We start from the raw sequence: 14,958 nt of genomic DNA, 5'->3' as shown, positions 1-14,958 counted from the left end.
CGACACCAACGGGCTAGCCGCGGCGGAAAATCGCGCTCGCCGCCCAGCCGAGCAGCAGCGACACCGCAACCGCGAACAGGCCATAGGCCAGCGACCATTGCTGCGCCGCAATCGTCACGAACCGTTCGAAGCCGAGCTTCTGGATGTGGATCTCGCGCGGCGCGCCCGCGATCACGCGCCCGTTCTGGATCAGGAAGGTCTCGGCGGTATAGGTGCCGACCGGCACCCGCGCCGGGATCGTGATCCGCCCGCGGTAGAGGACGCCGTCGGTGATCGTCACGCCGTCCGGATCCTCGACATAGAGCTGGTTGCGCTCGCGCAGGTCGATCAGCCCCGCCTCGAACCGGCGTTGCTCCTCCGGGCCGGCGCCGGTGCCGGGGGAAAGCTGCAAATTCTGCAGCCCGAGCTCGTAGATCGCGGCGGTGCGCTCGTCGACCAGCTCGGTGAGCGGCCGCGACGAGGCGACGGCATAGAAAGCGGGGGCCGAACGGAAGCGGGCGCTGTTGGCATTCATCCAGATGCCGGCGACCTTCTGCTTCTCGCGCACGACGATCGGCTCGACTGGGCCTCGCACGACGACCGCAATGTCGGCGCGCTCCTTCGGCGTCCGCCCTCCCGGATAGATGATCGCGCCGAACAACAGCAGATCGGCGCCGGTGAACGAGTACTGGATCTGGATCGCGCTTTGCGAGACGTCGGGGACCAGCCTGGGCTTGGCGGCGCCGGCGAGGAGGGGGGCCAGCGCAAGCAGCAGGCAAAGCCGCGCGCGGCTTAGGTACGGCCAATTCACGTCTTCGGACTCACAGCCATCCTCACAGCCATGCTCACAGGGGCTCGACCGTGTAGATCTCGGCCGGCCGCCAGCCCAGGCTCAGCGCCATGCGGAACGCGACCGCCAGCACCACCACCGCCAGGATCAGGCGCAGCAGCTCGGGCTTGATGCGCTGGGCGAAGCGGGCGCCGAGCTGCGCGCCGACCACGCTGCCGAGCAGCAGCAGCACGGCGAGCACGATGTCGACCGACTTGGTCGTGATGGAGTGGATCAAAGTCGTCGCCGCCGTCACCGCCAGGATCTGCATCAGCGACGTTCCGACGACGACCTGCGCCGACATGCCGAGGAGATAGATCATCGCGGGAACGACGATGAACCCGCCGCCGACGCCGAGCAGGACGGTCAGGATGCCGGCGACGAAGCCGAGCGCGAGCGGGGCGAGCGGGGAAATGTAGAGGCCCGACTGATAGAAGCGCCAGCGCATCGGCAGCACTGCCGTGATCGGGTTGTGCCGGCGCGGAGCGCGAGCGCGCTCGGACGGCTTGAAAAGGCCGAGCGCGCTCGCCGATTCCCGCGCCATCAAGAGGCCGATGCTGCCGAGCAGGATCACGTAGAGCACGGCGATGGCGGTATCGATCTGGCCGAGCTCCTGGAGCAGGCGGAACAGGAAGCCGCCGACGACCGCCCCGACCGTACCGCCGGCGATCAGCACCGCCCCCATGCGATAATCGACACCCTTGCGGCGGCGATAGGCGAGCAGGCCCGAGACGCTCGTCCCGGTGATCTGGGTCGCCGAGGAGGCTACTGCCACCGCCGGCGGGATTCCGTAGAAGATCAGGATCGGCGTGGTGAGAAAGCCGCCGCCGACGCCGAGCATCCCGGTCAGCAGACCGACGATGCCGCCCAGGCCGATGATCATCAGGGCATTGACCGACAGGCCCGCGATCGGGAGGTAGATGTCCATGCGCGGCGCGAAACTAGCCGCTATTGACCGGCTACGAAAGGCAGCGGGACGGCCTCCCGCGAAAAAGCGGGAGCGAGACGCAGCGGCGCCGGCTCCGGCCGAGCCCGTCGCTGCCCTCTCTGCTGGCTGCTGCGCCGAGCGGCAACAAGGCCCATGCCGAGCACAGGCCGAACCGGCCGGTCGTCAGCCGACCACGCCGAGCGTCTTGAGGCGGTCGATCAGCTCGTCGACGCTCGCCAGCTTGACGCCGGCCTCGCGCTTCGACGGCTCGCGCACCTGCACCGTCGCGAGCCGCGGCGCGATGTCGACGCCAAGCTCCTCGGGCGTCTTTTGGACCAGCGGCTTGGACTTCGCCTTCATGATATTGGGCAAGGTCGCGTAGCGCGGCTCGTTGAGCCGCAGGTCGGTGGTGACGATCGCCGGAAGCTTCAGCCGCACCGTCTCCAGGCCGCCGTCGACCTCGCGGGTGACGTCGACCGAGCCGCCCTCGATCTCGACCTTCGACGCGAAGGTGCCCTGGCTCCAGCCGAGCAGCGCCGCGAGCATCTGGCCGGTCTGGTTGCTGTCGTCGTCGATCGCCTGCTTGCCGAGGATGATCATGCCGGGCTGCTCGTCGTCCGCGATCTTGCGCAGGATCTTGGCGACCGCGAGCGGCTCGACCTCCTGGTCGGTGACCACCAGGATCGCGCGGTCGGCACCCATCGCCAGCGCGGTGCGGAGCGTCTCCTGCGCCTTGGCGGGGCCGATCGACACCGCGACGATCTCGGTCGCGGCGCCCTTCTCCTTGAGCCTGATCGCCTCCTCGACCGCGATTTCGTCGAACGGGTTCATGCTCATCTTGACGTTGGCGAGATCGACGCCGCTGCCATCCGGCTTGACGCGCGGCTTCACATTATAGTCGATCACCCGTTTGACCGGCACCAGCAGCTTCATCATCGTCGCTCCTCTGATCGCGGGCTCAGGCCGCCTGCTTCACCTGCGCGACGATCTTGCGCGCGGCGTCGCCGAGGTCGTTGGCGGCGACGATCGGCAGGCCCGATTCGGCCAGGATCGCCTTGCCCTGCTCGACATTGGTCCCTTCGAGCCGGACCACCAGCGGCACCGACAGATCGACCTCGCGCGCGGCGGCGATGATGCCTTCGGCGATGATGTCGCAGCGCATGATGCCGCCGAAGATGTTGACGAGAATGCCTTTCACCGCCGGATCGCTGAGGATGATCTTGAACGCGGCAGTGACCTTTTCCTTGGTCGCGCCGCCGCCGACATCGAGGAAGTTGGCCGGGAAGGCGCCGTTCAGCTTGATGATGTCCATCGTCGCCATCGCGAGGCCAGCACCGTTGACCATGCAGCCGATGTCGCCGTCGAGCTTGATATAGGCGAGGTCGTATTTCGACGCCTCGACCTCCATCGGATCTTCCTCGGTGAGGTCGCGCAGCTCGGCCAGATCCTTGTGGCGGAACATCGCGTTCGAATCGAAGCCGACCTTGGCATCGAGCACCAGCAGCCGGCCATCGTCGGTGACGGCGAGCGGGTTGATCTCGATCTGCGAGGCGTCGGTGCCGACGAACGCGGCGTAGAGCTTGGGCAGCATCGCCTGCACCTGCTTGGCAAGATCGCCGGTCAGCTCGAGCGCCGCAGCGACCTCCCGTCCGTGATGCGGCATCAGCCCGGTCGCGGGATCGACCGTGAAGCTGTGGATCTTCTCGGGCGTGTCATGTGCGACCGCCTCGATGTCCATGCCGCCTTCGGTCGAAGCGACGATCGCGATCCGGCCGCTGCTGCGATCGACCAGCATCGCCAGATAATATTCGCGCGCGATGTCGACACCGTCGGTGATGTAAAGCCGCTGCACCTGCTTGCCTTCGGCACCGGTCTGGATCGTGACCAGGGTCTTGCCGAGCATCTCGCTGGCATGGGCGCGGACTTCGTCGACCGTGTGCGCGAGGCGGACGCCGCCCTTGGCGTCGGGCCCGAGTTCCTTGAACTTGCCTTTGCCGCGCCCGCCGGCATGGATCTGCGCCTTGACGACATAGAGCGGCCCCGGAAGCTTCTCCGCGGCGGCCACGGCCTCCTCGACGCTCATCGCCGCGTGACCGGCGGGGACAGGGACACCGAAGCGAGCAAGCAGTTCCTTGGCCTGATATTCGTGGATGTTCATGAAAAAGGGAGTCCTCGCGCCTGATTTCGGCGCCGGCTAAAGCATAATGGCAGCGCGATTGGAAGCGGCTCAGCCCGCGATCGCGCAGCCGATGCCCGCGCGCGTCACAACTTCATACACCTGCGGGTCGACCGAAGCGCGCAAATGGCGGAGCAGCTGCTCGATCGTCATCGTGCCGAGGTTGCGGTCGCGCAGGTTCGCCAGCCCCCCGAGCTCGCGCAGCTGGTCGTTCGAGAGGCGGTCGACCAGCCGCTCGGCCATGCAGCTCGCCATCGGCCGCGACAGCCCGGCCTCGATCAGCTTGCTTTCGACGCGTGATTCGACGCTGGTCGCGCAGCCGGCGACGAGTAGCGCCGCGAGCAGAGGGACAAGAATGCGCACGATCGAATCTCCTGTCAGGCGGTCTTTGCCGCAGTAACGCCAATCATCTGCGAACGGCTCCGCTTGGTAAAGTGGACGCGGCGCACATGCCTCAACATTCCGGGCCTCAACATTCCGGGCCCACCCGAATGCCGGGGTTCAGATAATCCTGGTGCAGGGAAAAGGTGGTGAAGGCTGGTCTGGATGCCGGCCTCCGCCTGCATGACGTTATTGGACGGCATGACGTTATTGGATTGTGCGCCGGCGGCGCGGCTCACCTGGCGGCGCGCGCGGCCTTGAAATTGACGCCGCTCTGGATGTGCATGCGGTCGAGCACACCCAATTGTCCGGCGTTGAAGCGGCCGATCAACGCCTGATCGAGCCGATAGAAGCTAGCCATCACCTTGTGTCTGTCCCAGGCGGGAGTCTGGAACAAGAGGCTGTTGAAGCTGCGGAAGAATTCGCGCTTGCGCCACATCTGGCCGACCTCGGCCTCGAACGCATCGTGGAGCAAGGCGCCGTCGAAATCGCGCTGCTCGGTCAGCAGGGCGGCGGTGCGGACGGCATCGGCGATCGCATGGCCGGTGACCGGATTCAAGAAGCCGCCGCGGGCCCCGAACCGGGCGACGCGGGCGCCGCCGCTACGCCACAACGGGTGGACGTCGTCCCCCAGTGCGATCGGCAAGGCGCCAGCCTGCTCGCGTTCGAGCACGCCCCCTTTCCAGCCGCGCTTGAGCAAATAGGCGTCGAGGCGGGCACCGACCGCGGCGACGTCGATGTCCGCGCTGTCGGCATAAACATTGTCTTCGACCAGCAGCCGGTCTTCGGACAGCGGCAGGCACTGCACGAAACGATAGCCGTCGAGCTGCTCGACGGTGGCGTCGGCGAGCACCGGCAGATCGACTCGATGCGGCTGCGGAAAACGATATATCCGCGCGACCGATTTGCGCCAGCCGAGGTCGAGCGTCGAGAGATTCGCCGCCCCGCGCGCATCGATTGCGCCGTCGGCCCTGATCTTCTCGCCACCCGGCAGCACCAGCTCGTTGTCGCGAATCGCGACGACCTTGGTGTTGAGGCGATATTGATCGGGCTTGAGCGCGGCGCGTACCGCCTGGTCGATCCGTTCCGACGCGAAGCTGCCGATTTCCGCCTTCAGCTTGCGGCTCTGCTCGGGAAAGGCGACGTAATAGCCGGGCCAATGATGCGTGACGAGCGGGTCGACCAGCCAGCGCTGCGCCTCGTCGATCTCGGCGGCGAAGAAGGATGTGACGTGATCGCCGCCGAAGCGATCGCTTTCCTCGACGAGCAGGATCGGCACCTCGGGCCGTTTCTTCGCCATGGCGATGGCCGCAAGGCTGCCTGCAAGGCCACCGCCCGCGATCAGCAGTCCGTCCCTCTTGCCGATAGCCATCGGCCATTGCTTACAGCAATCGCTCGGGATTTCGCTACGGCTTGTTCGTCATTGTCCGGCGCAGCGTCAATTTGGGACTGAACGCGGACTTGCGCCGGACCTCGTGCGAGGCCCCTCGAGCGAAGGATCAGGCGGCCTCGGCCCGCGCTACGGCCTCGGTTCCGGGCATTGGCTCGGCGGCAATTGTCGCTTCGATCCAGCCTCCGCCGACGATTCGGTCGCCATCGTAGAGCACCGCCGCCTGGCCCGGAGCGACCCCATATTCGGGCGCGACGAAGTGGATCGCGCTGCCGTCGAAGCGCACCGCCGCCGGCCGTGCCATCGAGCGGACCTTGGCGGTCAGCCCATCGCGCTCGCCGCCAGGCACCCTCCCCCCGTCAGGCTGGCCATCACCAAGCCAGTTGATCGCACCGAGACGCGCGCTGCGTACCGCCAGCGCGCGCTTCGGGCCGACCACGACCCGCCGCTGCTCGGGATCGAGCGCGACGACGTACAGCGGCTCGGCCTGGCCGCCGACTTCGAGCCCGCGGCGCTGCCCGATCGTGAAATGGATGATGCCGTGGTGCCGGCCGAGGACTCTGCCGGCCAGGTCGACGATCTCGCCTTCCTCGCCCGCCTCGGGACGCACCTTTCGGACGACGGATGCATAATCGCCGTCCGGCACGAAACAGATGTCCTGGCTGTCGGGCTTGTTGGCGACGTCGAGCTGCAATGCGCGGGCGATCTCGCGCACCTCCGCCTTGGGCATGTCGCCGAGCGGGAAGCGCAGGAAATCGAGCTGGTCGGAGGTGGTCGCGAACAGGAAATAGCTCTGATCGCGCGCGGGGTCCGCGGCGCGGTGCAGCTCCGCCCCATTGGCGCCGATCACCCGCCGCACATAATGGCCGGTGGCGAGACAGTCGGCGCCGAGATCGCGGGCAAGCCCGAGCAGATCGGTGAACTTCACCCCCTGGTTGCAGGCGATACAGGGGATCGGCGTCCGCCCGCGCGCATATTCGTCGGCGAAGCGCTCGATCACGCTGTCGTGGAAGCGGCTTGCATAGTCGAACACATAATGGGCGATGCCGAGGCGCTCCGCGACCGCGCGCGCGTCATAAATGTCCTGGCCCGCGCAACAGCTTCCGGTCCGCTTCACCGCCGCGCCATGATCGTAGAGCTGAAGCGTCACGCCGATCACCTCGGCGCCGGTGCGCGCGGCGAGCGCTGCGACGACCGACGAATCGACGCCGCCCGACATGGCGACGACGATCCGCGCCTCGGCGGCCGGGCGGGCAAGCTGGAAATCTGGCTGCATGGTGGGCCACATAAGCATTGACGGAGCTTTTGTCGAAACCCGGCGCTCCCGGATCCGCTTTTTCCTGCAATCGGCACTCGAAAACATGCTGAGCCGGGCTTTTACCCCGTCTTTAGCCTTGTCGATTACAAGAATGCGCATGGATCTGGGTTTCTTCCGCCGCGCAAACGCATTGCAGGCCGACCATTTGGCGGCCGGGCTCGACTATGAGCTGCTCGTTGCGGGGCTGCGGGCGCTGCAGGCGACGAGCGTCACGGCGCGGCTGCAGGCGCGCAACGCGCTCGGCACCGGCCAACGGGCACTGGTCGAGCTGCTGCTCGCAGGACCCGGCTGGCGCGATGCGATCGGCCAACAGCGCGGCTCGTTCAACCTTGCCGCCGCGCGCGGATCGAGCACCGGCGATTAACCGAAATGACCACAAAATTTACCTTCGCATTTTAGCCTTCCTTCAATGCCCTTCGGATAAATGCGGAGGATCGAAGGATGGAGCACCCGCCGATTTGCGGCGAACTTTGAGGTAGGAATGATCGAGAATCAGAAGATACGTCCCGCTCAGGTCATCGGCCCGCTTGGCGAGCCGCTGACGCTCGAGACGCTTCCGCCGAGATCGACGAGCCGCTGGGTCGTTCGCCGCAAGGCGGAGGTCGTGGCTGCGGTGAGCGGCGGCCTTCTCTCGGTCGACGAGGCCTGCGAGCGCTATGGCCTGACCCTCGAGGAGTTCGCTACCTGGCAGCGGGCGGTCGACCGCTCGGGCATGCCCGGCCTGCGGGTGACGCGCATCCAGCATTACAAATCGCTTTACGAGCGCCAGCAGAAATTCTGACGACGACCGGGCGGCATGCCTGCACGCCGTGATTCAGCCGGTCGATACTTTCACGAAACAATCACCAATTCGAAACGCCGTCTTGCCCACCCCCCCGCCGCAACGGAGCGGAACAACACCCCAGCTTGCGCGTCTTGATCACGAACCGCCGCGATAATCGACCGGTTCGTCGGCAGCGCAACAGGAGGGAAGCATCATGGGTTTCATCATCTGGATTATCATCGGCGGCATCGTCGGCTGGCTTGCAAGCCTCATAATGCGCACCGATGCTCAGCAAGGCGTGCTGCTCAACATCGTGGTCGGAATCGTTGGTGCGTTCATCGCCAATCTGCTGTTCAGCCGAGGCTCGATCAATCAGGACCCGCTCAACGTCTCTGCGTTCATCGTTTCGCTGATCGGCGCGATCATCCTGCTCGCGATCGTGAATCTCGTTCGTCGCGGCCGAGTCCGCTAGGCGAGACAACACCGCACAAATAATCGCCGGAAAGGCCGCTCCGATCGTTCGGGGCGGCCTTTTTGTCTGACGACCATTTTCCTACGCTATTGTCGTTTGATGCCGCATTGCTTCTTGCGAAAAGCCGGTGCCACCTTTTCGCTTTATGCTTCAATTCAGCTCGAAGCTGACCGACAGGCTCACCGACACGGCCTGCTCGCCCGGGTCGATCTTGGTCGATGCGGCATCGCGTGCCATCGCCTGCATCATCGGCTGCGGCGGCGCATGGAAGCCGCCGGCTTCGCTGATCGAGAGGATCCTTCCCACCCTTTTGCCGAGCTGCCGCGCGTAGAGCTCGGCCCGGGCGCGGGCGCTCGTCAGCGCCGCAGTGCGCGCTTCGTTCATCGCCTCCTCCGGCTTGTCGAGGCTCAGCATCGGGCCGTTGATCTGGTTCGCCCCTTGCGCGACGAGCGCGTCGAGGATCCGGCCGGTGTCGGCGATATCCCTGAAGCGGACGCTCACCTCGTTGATCGCGCGGTAACCGGTCAGCACCGGGCTTTGATTCTCGACGTAGCGATATTCGGGCTGCAGGCTGATCGTGCTCGTCTGGATGTCGCGGTCGGCGATGCCTGCCGCCCTCAGCGCTGCGCGCATCGACGCCATCTGGCGTGCATTCTGGGCGATCGCCGCGGTCGCGGTCGGCGCCTGTGTCACCACCCCGGCGCCGATCCGCGCGATATCGGGGACGCGCATCACCTCGCCGGTCGCGACGACGTCAAGGCGTGTCCCGCTGATCGCGCCCCACGGCATAGGCGTCGGCGCCTGAGCCTGGGCCTGCGCGGCCGCGGGCACCGCAGCGGCCGACATCACGAGCGTCGGTGCGAGCAAGGCGGCGAGGGTAAGGCTTCGGATCATGATCGGGCTCCTGTGGGCATGGTCTGGTCGACCTTTCCGCCGACTAATCCGATCCTGCCTGCATCGTTGCTGAACCGGATCAAATCCCCCATTCTGCAACAGCTTACGATGGTCAAGCCGCGGCATGCGGTGTACAGGCGATGCACGAGCGCGGGGGAAACGCCGACAATGTGGTTGAGGCAGGTGACTTATTGATATAATACAGTCACGGCTGAGCGGCACCGCCATGGCGGATTTGGACAATGAAAATGAATGTCGAAACGGCGGATTGGGAAGGCCATTCGATTGACGCAATGATGGTCGACGAGGAGGGCATCGCGATGCGCCGCCGCCGGATCATCATCGCCGCCGTCGCCGCCGCCGCTTTGGCCGTGCTCGTTGCCCTCGCGTTGCTGCTGACGGGTGGCGACGAAGCCGCCACGCCGAAGGCAGGAGCAGCACCCCATGTCACGGTGATCGTGCCGGGCCGGCAGCAGGTCGCCCGGGTGATCAGCGCGACCGGATCGCTGGCCGCGCGGCGCGAAATGCCGGTCGGGGTCGCGGGCGAGGGCGGCATGGTTGCACGCGTGCTGGTCGACGCCGGCGACTGGGTGGGAGCAGGCCAGACCCTCGCGGTCATCGAGCGCTCGGTGCAGGCCGAGGAATCGCGCCAGCTTGCCGCCTCGATCGACGTGGCGCGCGCCGATGCCGCGCTCGCCCAGCAGGAGCTCGAGCGCGCGCAGGCGCTGGTCAGCCGCGGCTTCGTCTCCAAGGCCGATGTCGATCGCCGCACGGCGGCCAGGGACGCCGCAAATGCACGAGTCCGGGTGGCCCAGGCGCAGCTTGGCCAGTCGCGCGCGCGGATCGGCAGGCTCGACATTCGCGCGCCCGCCTCGGGGCTCGTGCTCGAGCGCAAGCTCGAGGCCGGGCAGGTGGTGGGGCCTGGCTCGGGCGCGTTGTTCCGCATCGCGCAGAACGGCCAGATGGAGCTGCGTGCGCGCCTGTCGCAGGAGGATCTCGCACGAGTCACCATCGGCACGCCGGCGATCGTCACCCCGGTCGGGTCGACCGAGACATTCGCAGGCCCGGTCTGGCAGGTCGCGCCGGCCATCGATCCGCAGACCCGCCAGGGTGATGCGCGCATTGCCTTGCCTTACGCCAAGGCGCTGCGGCCGGGCGGCTTCGCGAGCGTCGAGATGCGGGTCGGCATGGTCACCGCGCCGCTGCTCCCCGAATCGGCCGTGCAGAGCGACGATCGCGGCAATTACGTCTATGTGGTGGACGGCGCGAACAAGGTGGCGAGGCGCGGCGTCACGGTCGGCGACGTCTCCGATGCTGGCGTCGCGATCACCCAGGGGCTGCAAGGCAATGAGCGGATCGTGCTTTCCGCCGGGCCCTTCCTCAATCCGGGGGACAGCGTCCAGCCGGTCCGCGCGCGGACCGCGCGCTGAGCGGAGCAGAGGATGAATTTCCGCAACATTTCGGCATGGTCGATCCGCAACCCGGTTCCGCCGATCGTGCTGTTCGTCGCCCTGACCTTGGCCGGCATCATCGCGTTCATGGGCATGGACGTGAACGACAATCCCGATGTCGAGGCGCCGTTCGTCAACGTCGTGGTGTTCCAGCCGGGCGCCGCGCCGCCCGAACTCGAGACGCAGGTCACGCAAAGGGTCGAGGCCGCGATCCGCTCGGTCAACGGCGTGGACGAGATCACCTCCTACGTCAGCGAAGGATCGTCGCGCACCAGCGTCCAGTTCGACCTCGGCATTCCGGTCGACCGCGCGCTCAACGACGTCCGCAACGCGGTGGCGCAGATCCGCAGCGATCTGCCCGAGGGCATATTGGAGCCCCAGGTCCAGCGCATCGACATCGCGAGCGGCGGCCCGATCGCTTATTATTCGGCGGAAGCGGTCGACATGACGCTCGAGCAATTGAGCTGGTACGTCGACAACAACATCGCCAAACGGCTGCTCCAGATCGAAGGCCTGTCGGCGGTCGAGCGCGGCGGCGGCGTCAGCCGCGAGATCCGCGTCATCCTCGATCCGGCCAAGCTGCAGGCGCAGGGGATCACCGCCGCGCAGGTCAATCAGCAGCTCAGGCAGGTTAACGTCAACGCCTCTGGCGGGCGCGCGGAGATCGCCGGTTCGGAGCAGGCGGTGCGCGTGCTCGGCAACGCCCGCGACGCGCGCACGCTCGGCGAGACGCAAATCAACGTCGGCACCGGGCGCACCGTCAAGCTCTCTGATATCGCGGACGTGCGCGACCTCTACGCCGAGCAGCGCATCACCTCGACGATGGACGGCCGCCAGGTGCTGAGCTTCGGCATCGCGAAATCGAAGGGCGCGTCGGACGTCACCGTGTTCGACAATGCTGCCGCCGAGCTCGAGAAGATCAGGCAGGAAAATCCCAAGATCCAGTTCCGCTTGCTCTACACCAGCGTCGATTACACCAAGCAGCAATATCATTCGGCGATGGAGGCGATGATCGAAGGCGCGGTGCTCGCCGTGCTGGTCGTTTTCCTGTTCCTGCGCGACTGGCGCGCGACGGCGATTTCCGCGCTGGCGATCCCGCTCGCGGCGATCCCGACCTTCTGGTTCATGGACATGATGGGCTTCACCTTGAACGGGCTCAGCCTGCTCGGGCTCAGCCTCGTCGCGGGCGTGCTGGTCGACGATGCGATCGTCGAGATCGAGAACATCGTCCGCCATATGCGAATGGGCAAGACCGCCTATCAGGCGTCGATCGACGCGGCCGACGAGATCGGCCTTGCCGTCGTCGCGACGACGATGTCGATCGTCGCGGTGTTCCTGCCGGTCGGCTTGATGCCCGGGATCGCCGGCCAGTTCTTCAAGCATTTCGGTTTCACGGTGGTGATCGCGGTGCTGATCAGCCTGCTCGTCGCGCGGATGATCACGCCGATGATCGCGGCCTATTTCCTGCGCGCCAGCGGTCCGGCGCGGCATGGCGAGGGGTGGCTGATGGACCGCTATATGGCGCTGCTGCGCTGGTCGCTCGCCCATCGCTGGCGGACGATGATGATCGGGCTCGTCGCGTTTGCGCTGACAATCGTCTCCTTCTGGGCGCTGCCGATCACCTTCCAGCCGACGGTCAACACCGATTACAGCACGGTCGCGATCGAAATGGCGCCCGGCACGACCCACGAGCAGACCAAGGCGGTGACCGAGCAGGTGGCGAGCGTCCTGCGCACCGCGCCGGAGGTCACCGCCGCCTTCGCCGATATCGAGGTCGGCACGGCCAAAATCTATTTGACGCTCAACAAGGACCGCGACCGGACCAGCGTCGAGTTCGAGCGCGCCTTCGCGCCGAAGCTCAACCAGATCGCCGACGCGCGCGTCCATTTCCAGTCGCAGCAGGGCGCCATCGGTGGCCGCGACATCGCGATCATGCTGGGCAGCGACGATCCAGTGCTGCTCAACGCGACCGCCCGCAAGGTCGTCGCGGAGATGGAGACGCTGCCCGAGTTGGTCGCGCCGCGCATCAACGGCGAGATGCAGCGCCCCGAGATCACGATCACGCCGCGGATGGACCTTGCCGCCGATCTCGGCGTCACCACCGCCGCGCTCAGCCAGACGATCCGCATCGCGACATTGGGCGACATCGATCAGAACAGCGCCAAATTCTCGCTGGCGGACCGCCAGATCCCGATCCGCGTCGCGCTCAACGAGGACGCGCGGCGCAACACCGCAACCCTCGAGAATTTGCCGGTGCCGACGGTCCGCGGCACTTCGGTGCCGCTCAAGGTCGTCGCCGACATCAGCTTCGGGGCGGGCCCGACCGAGATCCGCCGCTTCGACCAGACGCGCCGCGTCGTGATCGGCGCCGATCTCGCGCCGAACAAGGTCACCGGCGATGCGATGCCGAAGATCTACAAATTGCCGACGATGGAAAATCTGCCGCTCGGCGTGCGGCTGATCAATTCGGGGCCGAACAAGTGGCAGGTCGAGATGCTGCAGAGCTTCATCGTCGCCGTCATCTCGGGGGTGCTGCTCGTGTTCGCGGTGCTGGTCTTGCTCTACAAGCGCGTGCTGCCGCCGCTGGTCAACATGGGCTCGCTGCTGCTCGCGCCGCTCGGCAGCGCGCTGGCGTTGCTGGCCACCGGCAACGTGCTGTCGATGCCGGTGTTCATCGGGTTGCTGATGCTGCTCGGGATCGTCGCCAAGAACTCGATCCTGCTGGTCGACTTCGCGCTCGACGAGATGGACAAGGGCGTCGACAAGGCGGCTGCGATCCTCGACGCGGGCCACAAGCGCGCCCAGCCGATCGTCATGACAACGGTCGCGATGGTCGCCGGCATGATCCCGACCGCTTTGTCGCTGTCGGGCGATTCGGCCTGGCGGGCGCCGATGGGCATCACCGTGATCGGCGGCCTGATCCTCTCGACGGTCCTGACTTTGGTGATCGTGCCGGCGGGATTCAGCCTCGCGGTCGGCTTCGAGCAGAAGATCGGACCGAAGCTGCGCCGCCGCCTGACCACCGGCGGTGCCGAGGCGAGCGCACCGGCCGCGCAGCCTGCAGAGTGAACTAAACCCGCGCTCAAGCTATTCAGCCGGCATGAGCCTGCTCGATAGCCCGTCACTAAGCCGCTCGACCGCCGCGCAGCGCGGCGTGCGCGGAATGCGCATCATCGCGACCGGCATGCTGGTCGCGATGGCCGCCTTGTTCCTGCTCGCCGACCATCTCCAGCCGGTCCATCCCGCGTGGGGGTTCGTCAGGGCGTTCGCCGAGGCGGCGATGGTCGGCGGTCTCGCCGACTGGTTCGCGGTGACCGCCTTGTTCCGCCATCCGCTCGGCCTGCCGATTCCGCACACCGCGATCATCCCGCGCAACAAGGATCGGATCGGGGAGACGCTCGCCCAATTCCTGCGCGACAATTTCCTCACCCCCTCGGTTGTGGCGCGGCGGATGCGCGGCATCGACGTCGCCGGCACGATCGGCCGGCTGCTGGTCAGCCCGCCTGCCGAAGGACGGATGCGCGAGGGCGCCTCGCGGCTGATCGGCGACGTGCTGCAATCGCTCGACCAGGAGCGGCTCGGCGGGATGATCAAGAGCGCGTTCGCCTCGCGGCTGCGGGCGCTCGAAGTCTCGCCGTTGCTCGGGCAGACGCTCGGGGCCGCGATCGACGACGAGCGCCACATCCCGATCCTCGACAGCTTCGTCACCTGGGCGGGTCGGACGCTCGACGCCAATGAGGATATGATCCGCGCGATGGTCCACCAGCGCGCGGGCTGGATCATGCGGCTCGCCGGTCTCGACGACAAGCTCGCCGATGCGATCATCGACGGCCTGCGCAAGCTGACCATCGACATGGCGGCGGATCCGCACCATCCGCTACGCGCCAAGGCCGAGGAGGGGTTGGCCAAGCTTGCGCACGATCTGGTGAGCGATCCCGAGACCCGCGCGAAGGTCGAGGAGGTCAAGAACGAGATCATCGCCAACAAGGCGGTCACCGCCTGGATCGACAGCCTGTGGGAGCGCAGCCGCGCCAGCCTGCTCAAATCGGTCCAGCATCCCGAGGCGGCGCTGACTGGCCGGTTCGGGGAAGCGCTGCGCCAGCTCGGCGCGACGTTGCAGGAGGATGCGCACCTCAAAAGGACGATCAACCAGTTCGCGCGGCGCGCGGTGGTCGGCGTGGTGGCGAGCTATGGCAGCGGCATCGTCACCCTCGTCTCGGACACGATCCGCGGCTGGGACGCGCGCACCGTCACCGGCCGCCTCGAAGGCGCGGTCGGCCGCGACCTTCAATATATCAGGATCAACGGCACCTTGGTGGGTGGCCTGGTCGGACTGGCGATCCACGTGGCCGAGGTGGTGCGCTAAGTGATTTCAAG

The 14,958-nt window shown here is 66.6% G+C and carries 14 protein-coding genes; 6 read left to right on the top strand and 8 right to left on the bottom strand.

Annotation, left to right across the window (positions count from 1 at the left end):
* Nucleotides 1-13: 13 nt before the first annotated feature.
* The 7 genes from V6M48_RS01195 to mnmA all read right to left on the bottom strand — a co-directional run bounded on the left by V6M48_RS01195 (nucleotide 14) and on the right by mnmA (nucleotide 6,959).
* Entirely contained in the window at nucleotides 14-790 is a 777-nt protein-coding gene (locus tag V6M48_RS01195) for a TIGR02186 family protein (protein WP_332810687.1), read from the bottom strand.
* 34 nt (nucleotides 791-824) lie between these two features.
* Nucleotides 825-1,736 (bottom strand): sulfite exporter TauE/SafE family protein, encoded by a 912-nt coding sequence (locus V6M48_RS01190; protein ID WP_332810686.1) that lies wholly within the window; start codon nucleotides 1,734-1,736, stop codon nucleotides 825-827.
* 183 nt (nucleotides 1,737-1,919) lie between these two features.
* A complete protein-coding gene (locus V6M48_RS01185; RefSeq protein ID WP_332810799.1) occupies nucleotides 1,920-2,669 on the bottom strand; it encodes an electron transfer flavoprotein subunit beta/FixA family protein in 750 nt (249 codons plus the stop codon).
* A gap of 25 nt (nucleotides 2,670-2,694) precedes the next feature.
* The gene (gene sucC / locus V6M48_RS01180) at nucleotides 2,695-3,894 is read right to left on the bottom strand and encodes an ADP-forming succinate--CoA ligase subunit beta (RefSeq protein WP_332810685.1); all 1,200 of its coding nucleotides are present in this window, start codon (nucleotides 3,892-3,894) and stop codon (nucleotides 2,695-2,697) included.
* A 69-nt stretch (nucleotides 3,895-3,963) separates the two neighbouring features.
* Complete coding sequence (locus V6M48_RS01175) at nucleotides 3,964-4,275, bottom strand: hypothetical protein (RefSeq protein ID WP_332810684.1); 312 nt, start codon at nucleotides 4,273-4,275, stop codon at nucleotides 3,964-3,966.
* 253 nt (nucleotides 4,276-4,528) lie between these two features.
* Nucleotides 4,529-5,665 carry a lycopene beta-cyclase CrtY gene (gene crtY, locus V6M48_RS01170; RefSeq protein WP_332810683.1) on the bottom strand — a complete coding sequence of 379 codons (1,137 nt, stop codon included), beginning with the start codon at nucleotides 5,663-5,665 and terminating at the stop codon, nucleotides 4,529-4,531.
* Nucleotides 5,666-5,792: 127 nt separating this feature from the next.
* Nucleotides 5,793-6,959, bottom strand: coding sequence for a tRNA 2-thiouridine(34) synthase MnmA (gene mnmA / locus V6M48_RS01165; protein ID WP_332810798.1), 1,167 nt, complete (start codon nucleotides 6,957-6,959; stop codon nucleotides 5,793-5,795).
* Nucleotides 6,960-7,098: 139 nt separating this feature from the next.
* Between mnmA and V6M48_RS01160 the strand changes: the two genes are divergently transcribed.
* The 3 genes from V6M48_RS01160 (at nucleotide 7,099) to V6M48_RS01150 (ending at nucleotide 8,236) form a co-directional block, all read left to right on the top strand.
* Nucleotides 7,099-7,365, top strand: a complete 267-nt coding sequence (locus V6M48_RS01160; protein ID WP_332810682.1) for a hypothetical protein — start codon at nucleotides 7,099-7,101, stop codon at nucleotides 7,363-7,365.
* Between the two features lie 117 nt (nucleotides 7,366-7,482).
* Nucleotides 7,483-7,782: a CtrA inhibitor SciP gene (gene sciP, locus V6M48_RS01155; RefSeq protein ID WP_332810681.1), complete on the top strand. Its 300-nt coding sequence runs from the start codon at nucleotides 7,483-7,485 to the stop codon at nucleotides 7,780-7,782.
* A 196-nt stretch (nucleotides 7,783-7,978) separates the two neighbouring features.
* Nucleotides 7,979-8,236, top strand: a complete 258-nt coding sequence (locus tag V6M48_RS01150; RefSeq protein WP_332810680.1) for a GlsB/YeaQ/YmgE family stress response membrane protein — start codon at nucleotides 7,979-7,981, stop codon at nucleotides 8,234-8,236.
* A gap of 150 nt (nucleotides 8,237-8,386) precedes the next feature.
* Here V6M48_RS01150 and V6M48_RS01145 read toward each other — a convergent pair whose 3' ends face one another.
* Nucleotides 8,387-9,130 (bottom strand): SIMPL domain-containing protein, encoded by a 744-nt coding sequence (locus V6M48_RS01145; RefSeq protein WP_332810679.1) that lies wholly within the window; start codon nucleotides 9,128-9,130, stop codon nucleotides 8,387-8,389.
* Between the two features lie 248 nt (nucleotides 9,131-9,378).
* Here V6M48_RS01145 and V6M48_RS01140 point away from each other — a divergent pair, with 248 nt between their 5' ends.
* The 3 genes from V6M48_RS01140 to V6M48_RS01130 are packed head-to-tail and all read left to right on the top strand — an operon-like array spanning nucleotide 9,379 to nucleotide 14,947.
* A complete protein-coding gene (locus V6M48_RS01140; RefSeq protein WP_332810797.1) occupies nucleotides 9,379-10,560 on the top strand; it encodes an efflux RND transporter periplasmic adaptor subunit in 1,182 nt (393 codons plus the stop codon).
* A gap of 12 nt (nucleotides 10,561-10,572) precedes the next feature.
* Complete coding sequence (locus tag V6M48_RS01135) at nucleotides 10,573-13,650, top strand: efflux RND transporter permease subunit (RefSeq protein WP_332810678.1); 3,078 nt, start codon at nucleotides 10,573-10,575, stop codon at nucleotides 13,648-13,650.
* A gap of 31 nt (nucleotides 13,651-13,681) precedes the next feature.
* Complete coding sequence (locus tag V6M48_RS01130) at nucleotides 13,682-14,947, top strand: DUF445 domain-containing protein (RefSeq protein WP_332810677.1); 1,266 nt, start codon at nucleotides 13,682-13,684, stop codon at nucleotides 14,945-14,947.
* Nucleotides 14,948-14,958 lie beyond the last annotated feature (11 nt).

This window comes from Sphingomonas sp. (assembly GCF_036677245.1).
GTDB lineage: Bacteria > Pseudomonadota > Alphaproteobacteria > Sphingomonadales > Sphingomonadaceae > Allosphingosinicella.
The sequence above is the reverse complement of the archived record's forward strand: the minus strand, read 5'-3'. Positions and strand labels throughout refer to the sequence as shown.

Coding starts and splice junctions, on each gene's coding strand:
- V6M48_RS01190 (WP_332810686.1), bottom strand. CDS start 1,736: ATGGACATCTACCTCCCGATCGCGGGCCTGTCGGTCAATGCCCTGATG.
- V6M48_RS01185 (WP_332810799.1), bottom strand. CDS start 2,669: ATGAAGCTGCTGGTGCCGGTCAAACGGGTGATCGACTATAATGTGAAG.
- sucC (WP_332810685.1), bottom strand. CDS start 3,894: ATGAACATCCACGAATATCAGGCCAAGGAACTGCTTGCTCGCTTCGGT.
- crtY (WP_332810683.1), bottom strand. CDS start 5,665: ATGGCTATCGGCAAGAGGGACGGACTGCTGATCGCGGGCGGTGGCCTT.
- mnmA (WP_332810798.1), bottom strand. CDS start 6,959: ATGCAGCCAGATTTCCAGCTTGCCCGCCCGGCCGCCGAGGCGCGGATC.
- V6M48_RS01160 (WP_332810682.1), top strand. CDS start 7,099: ATGGATCTGGGTTTCTTCCGCCGCGCAAACGCATTGCAGGCCGACCAT.
- sciP (WP_332810681.1), top strand. CDS start 7,483: ATGATCGAGAATCAGAAGATACGTCCCGCTCAGGTCATCGGCCCGCTT.
- V6M48_RS01150 (WP_332810680.1), top strand. CDS start 7,979: ATGGGTTTCATCATCTGGATTATCATCGGCGGCATCGTCGGCTGGCTT.
- V6M48_RS01145 (WP_332810679.1), bottom strand. CDS start 9,130: ATGATCCGAAGCCTTACCCTCGCCGCCTTGCTCGCACCGACGCTCGTG.
- V6M48_RS01140 (WP_332810797.1), top strand. CDS start 9,379: ATGAATGTCGAAACGGCGGATTGGGAAGGCCATTCGATTGACGCAATG.
- V6M48_RS01135 (WP_332810678.1), top strand. CDS start 10,573: ATGAATTTCCGCAACATTTCGGCATGGTCGATCCGCAACCCGGTTCCG.
- V6M48_RS01130 (WP_332810677.1), top strand. CDS start 13,682: ATGAGCCTGCTCGATAGCCCGTCACTAAGCCGCTCGACCGCCGCGCAG.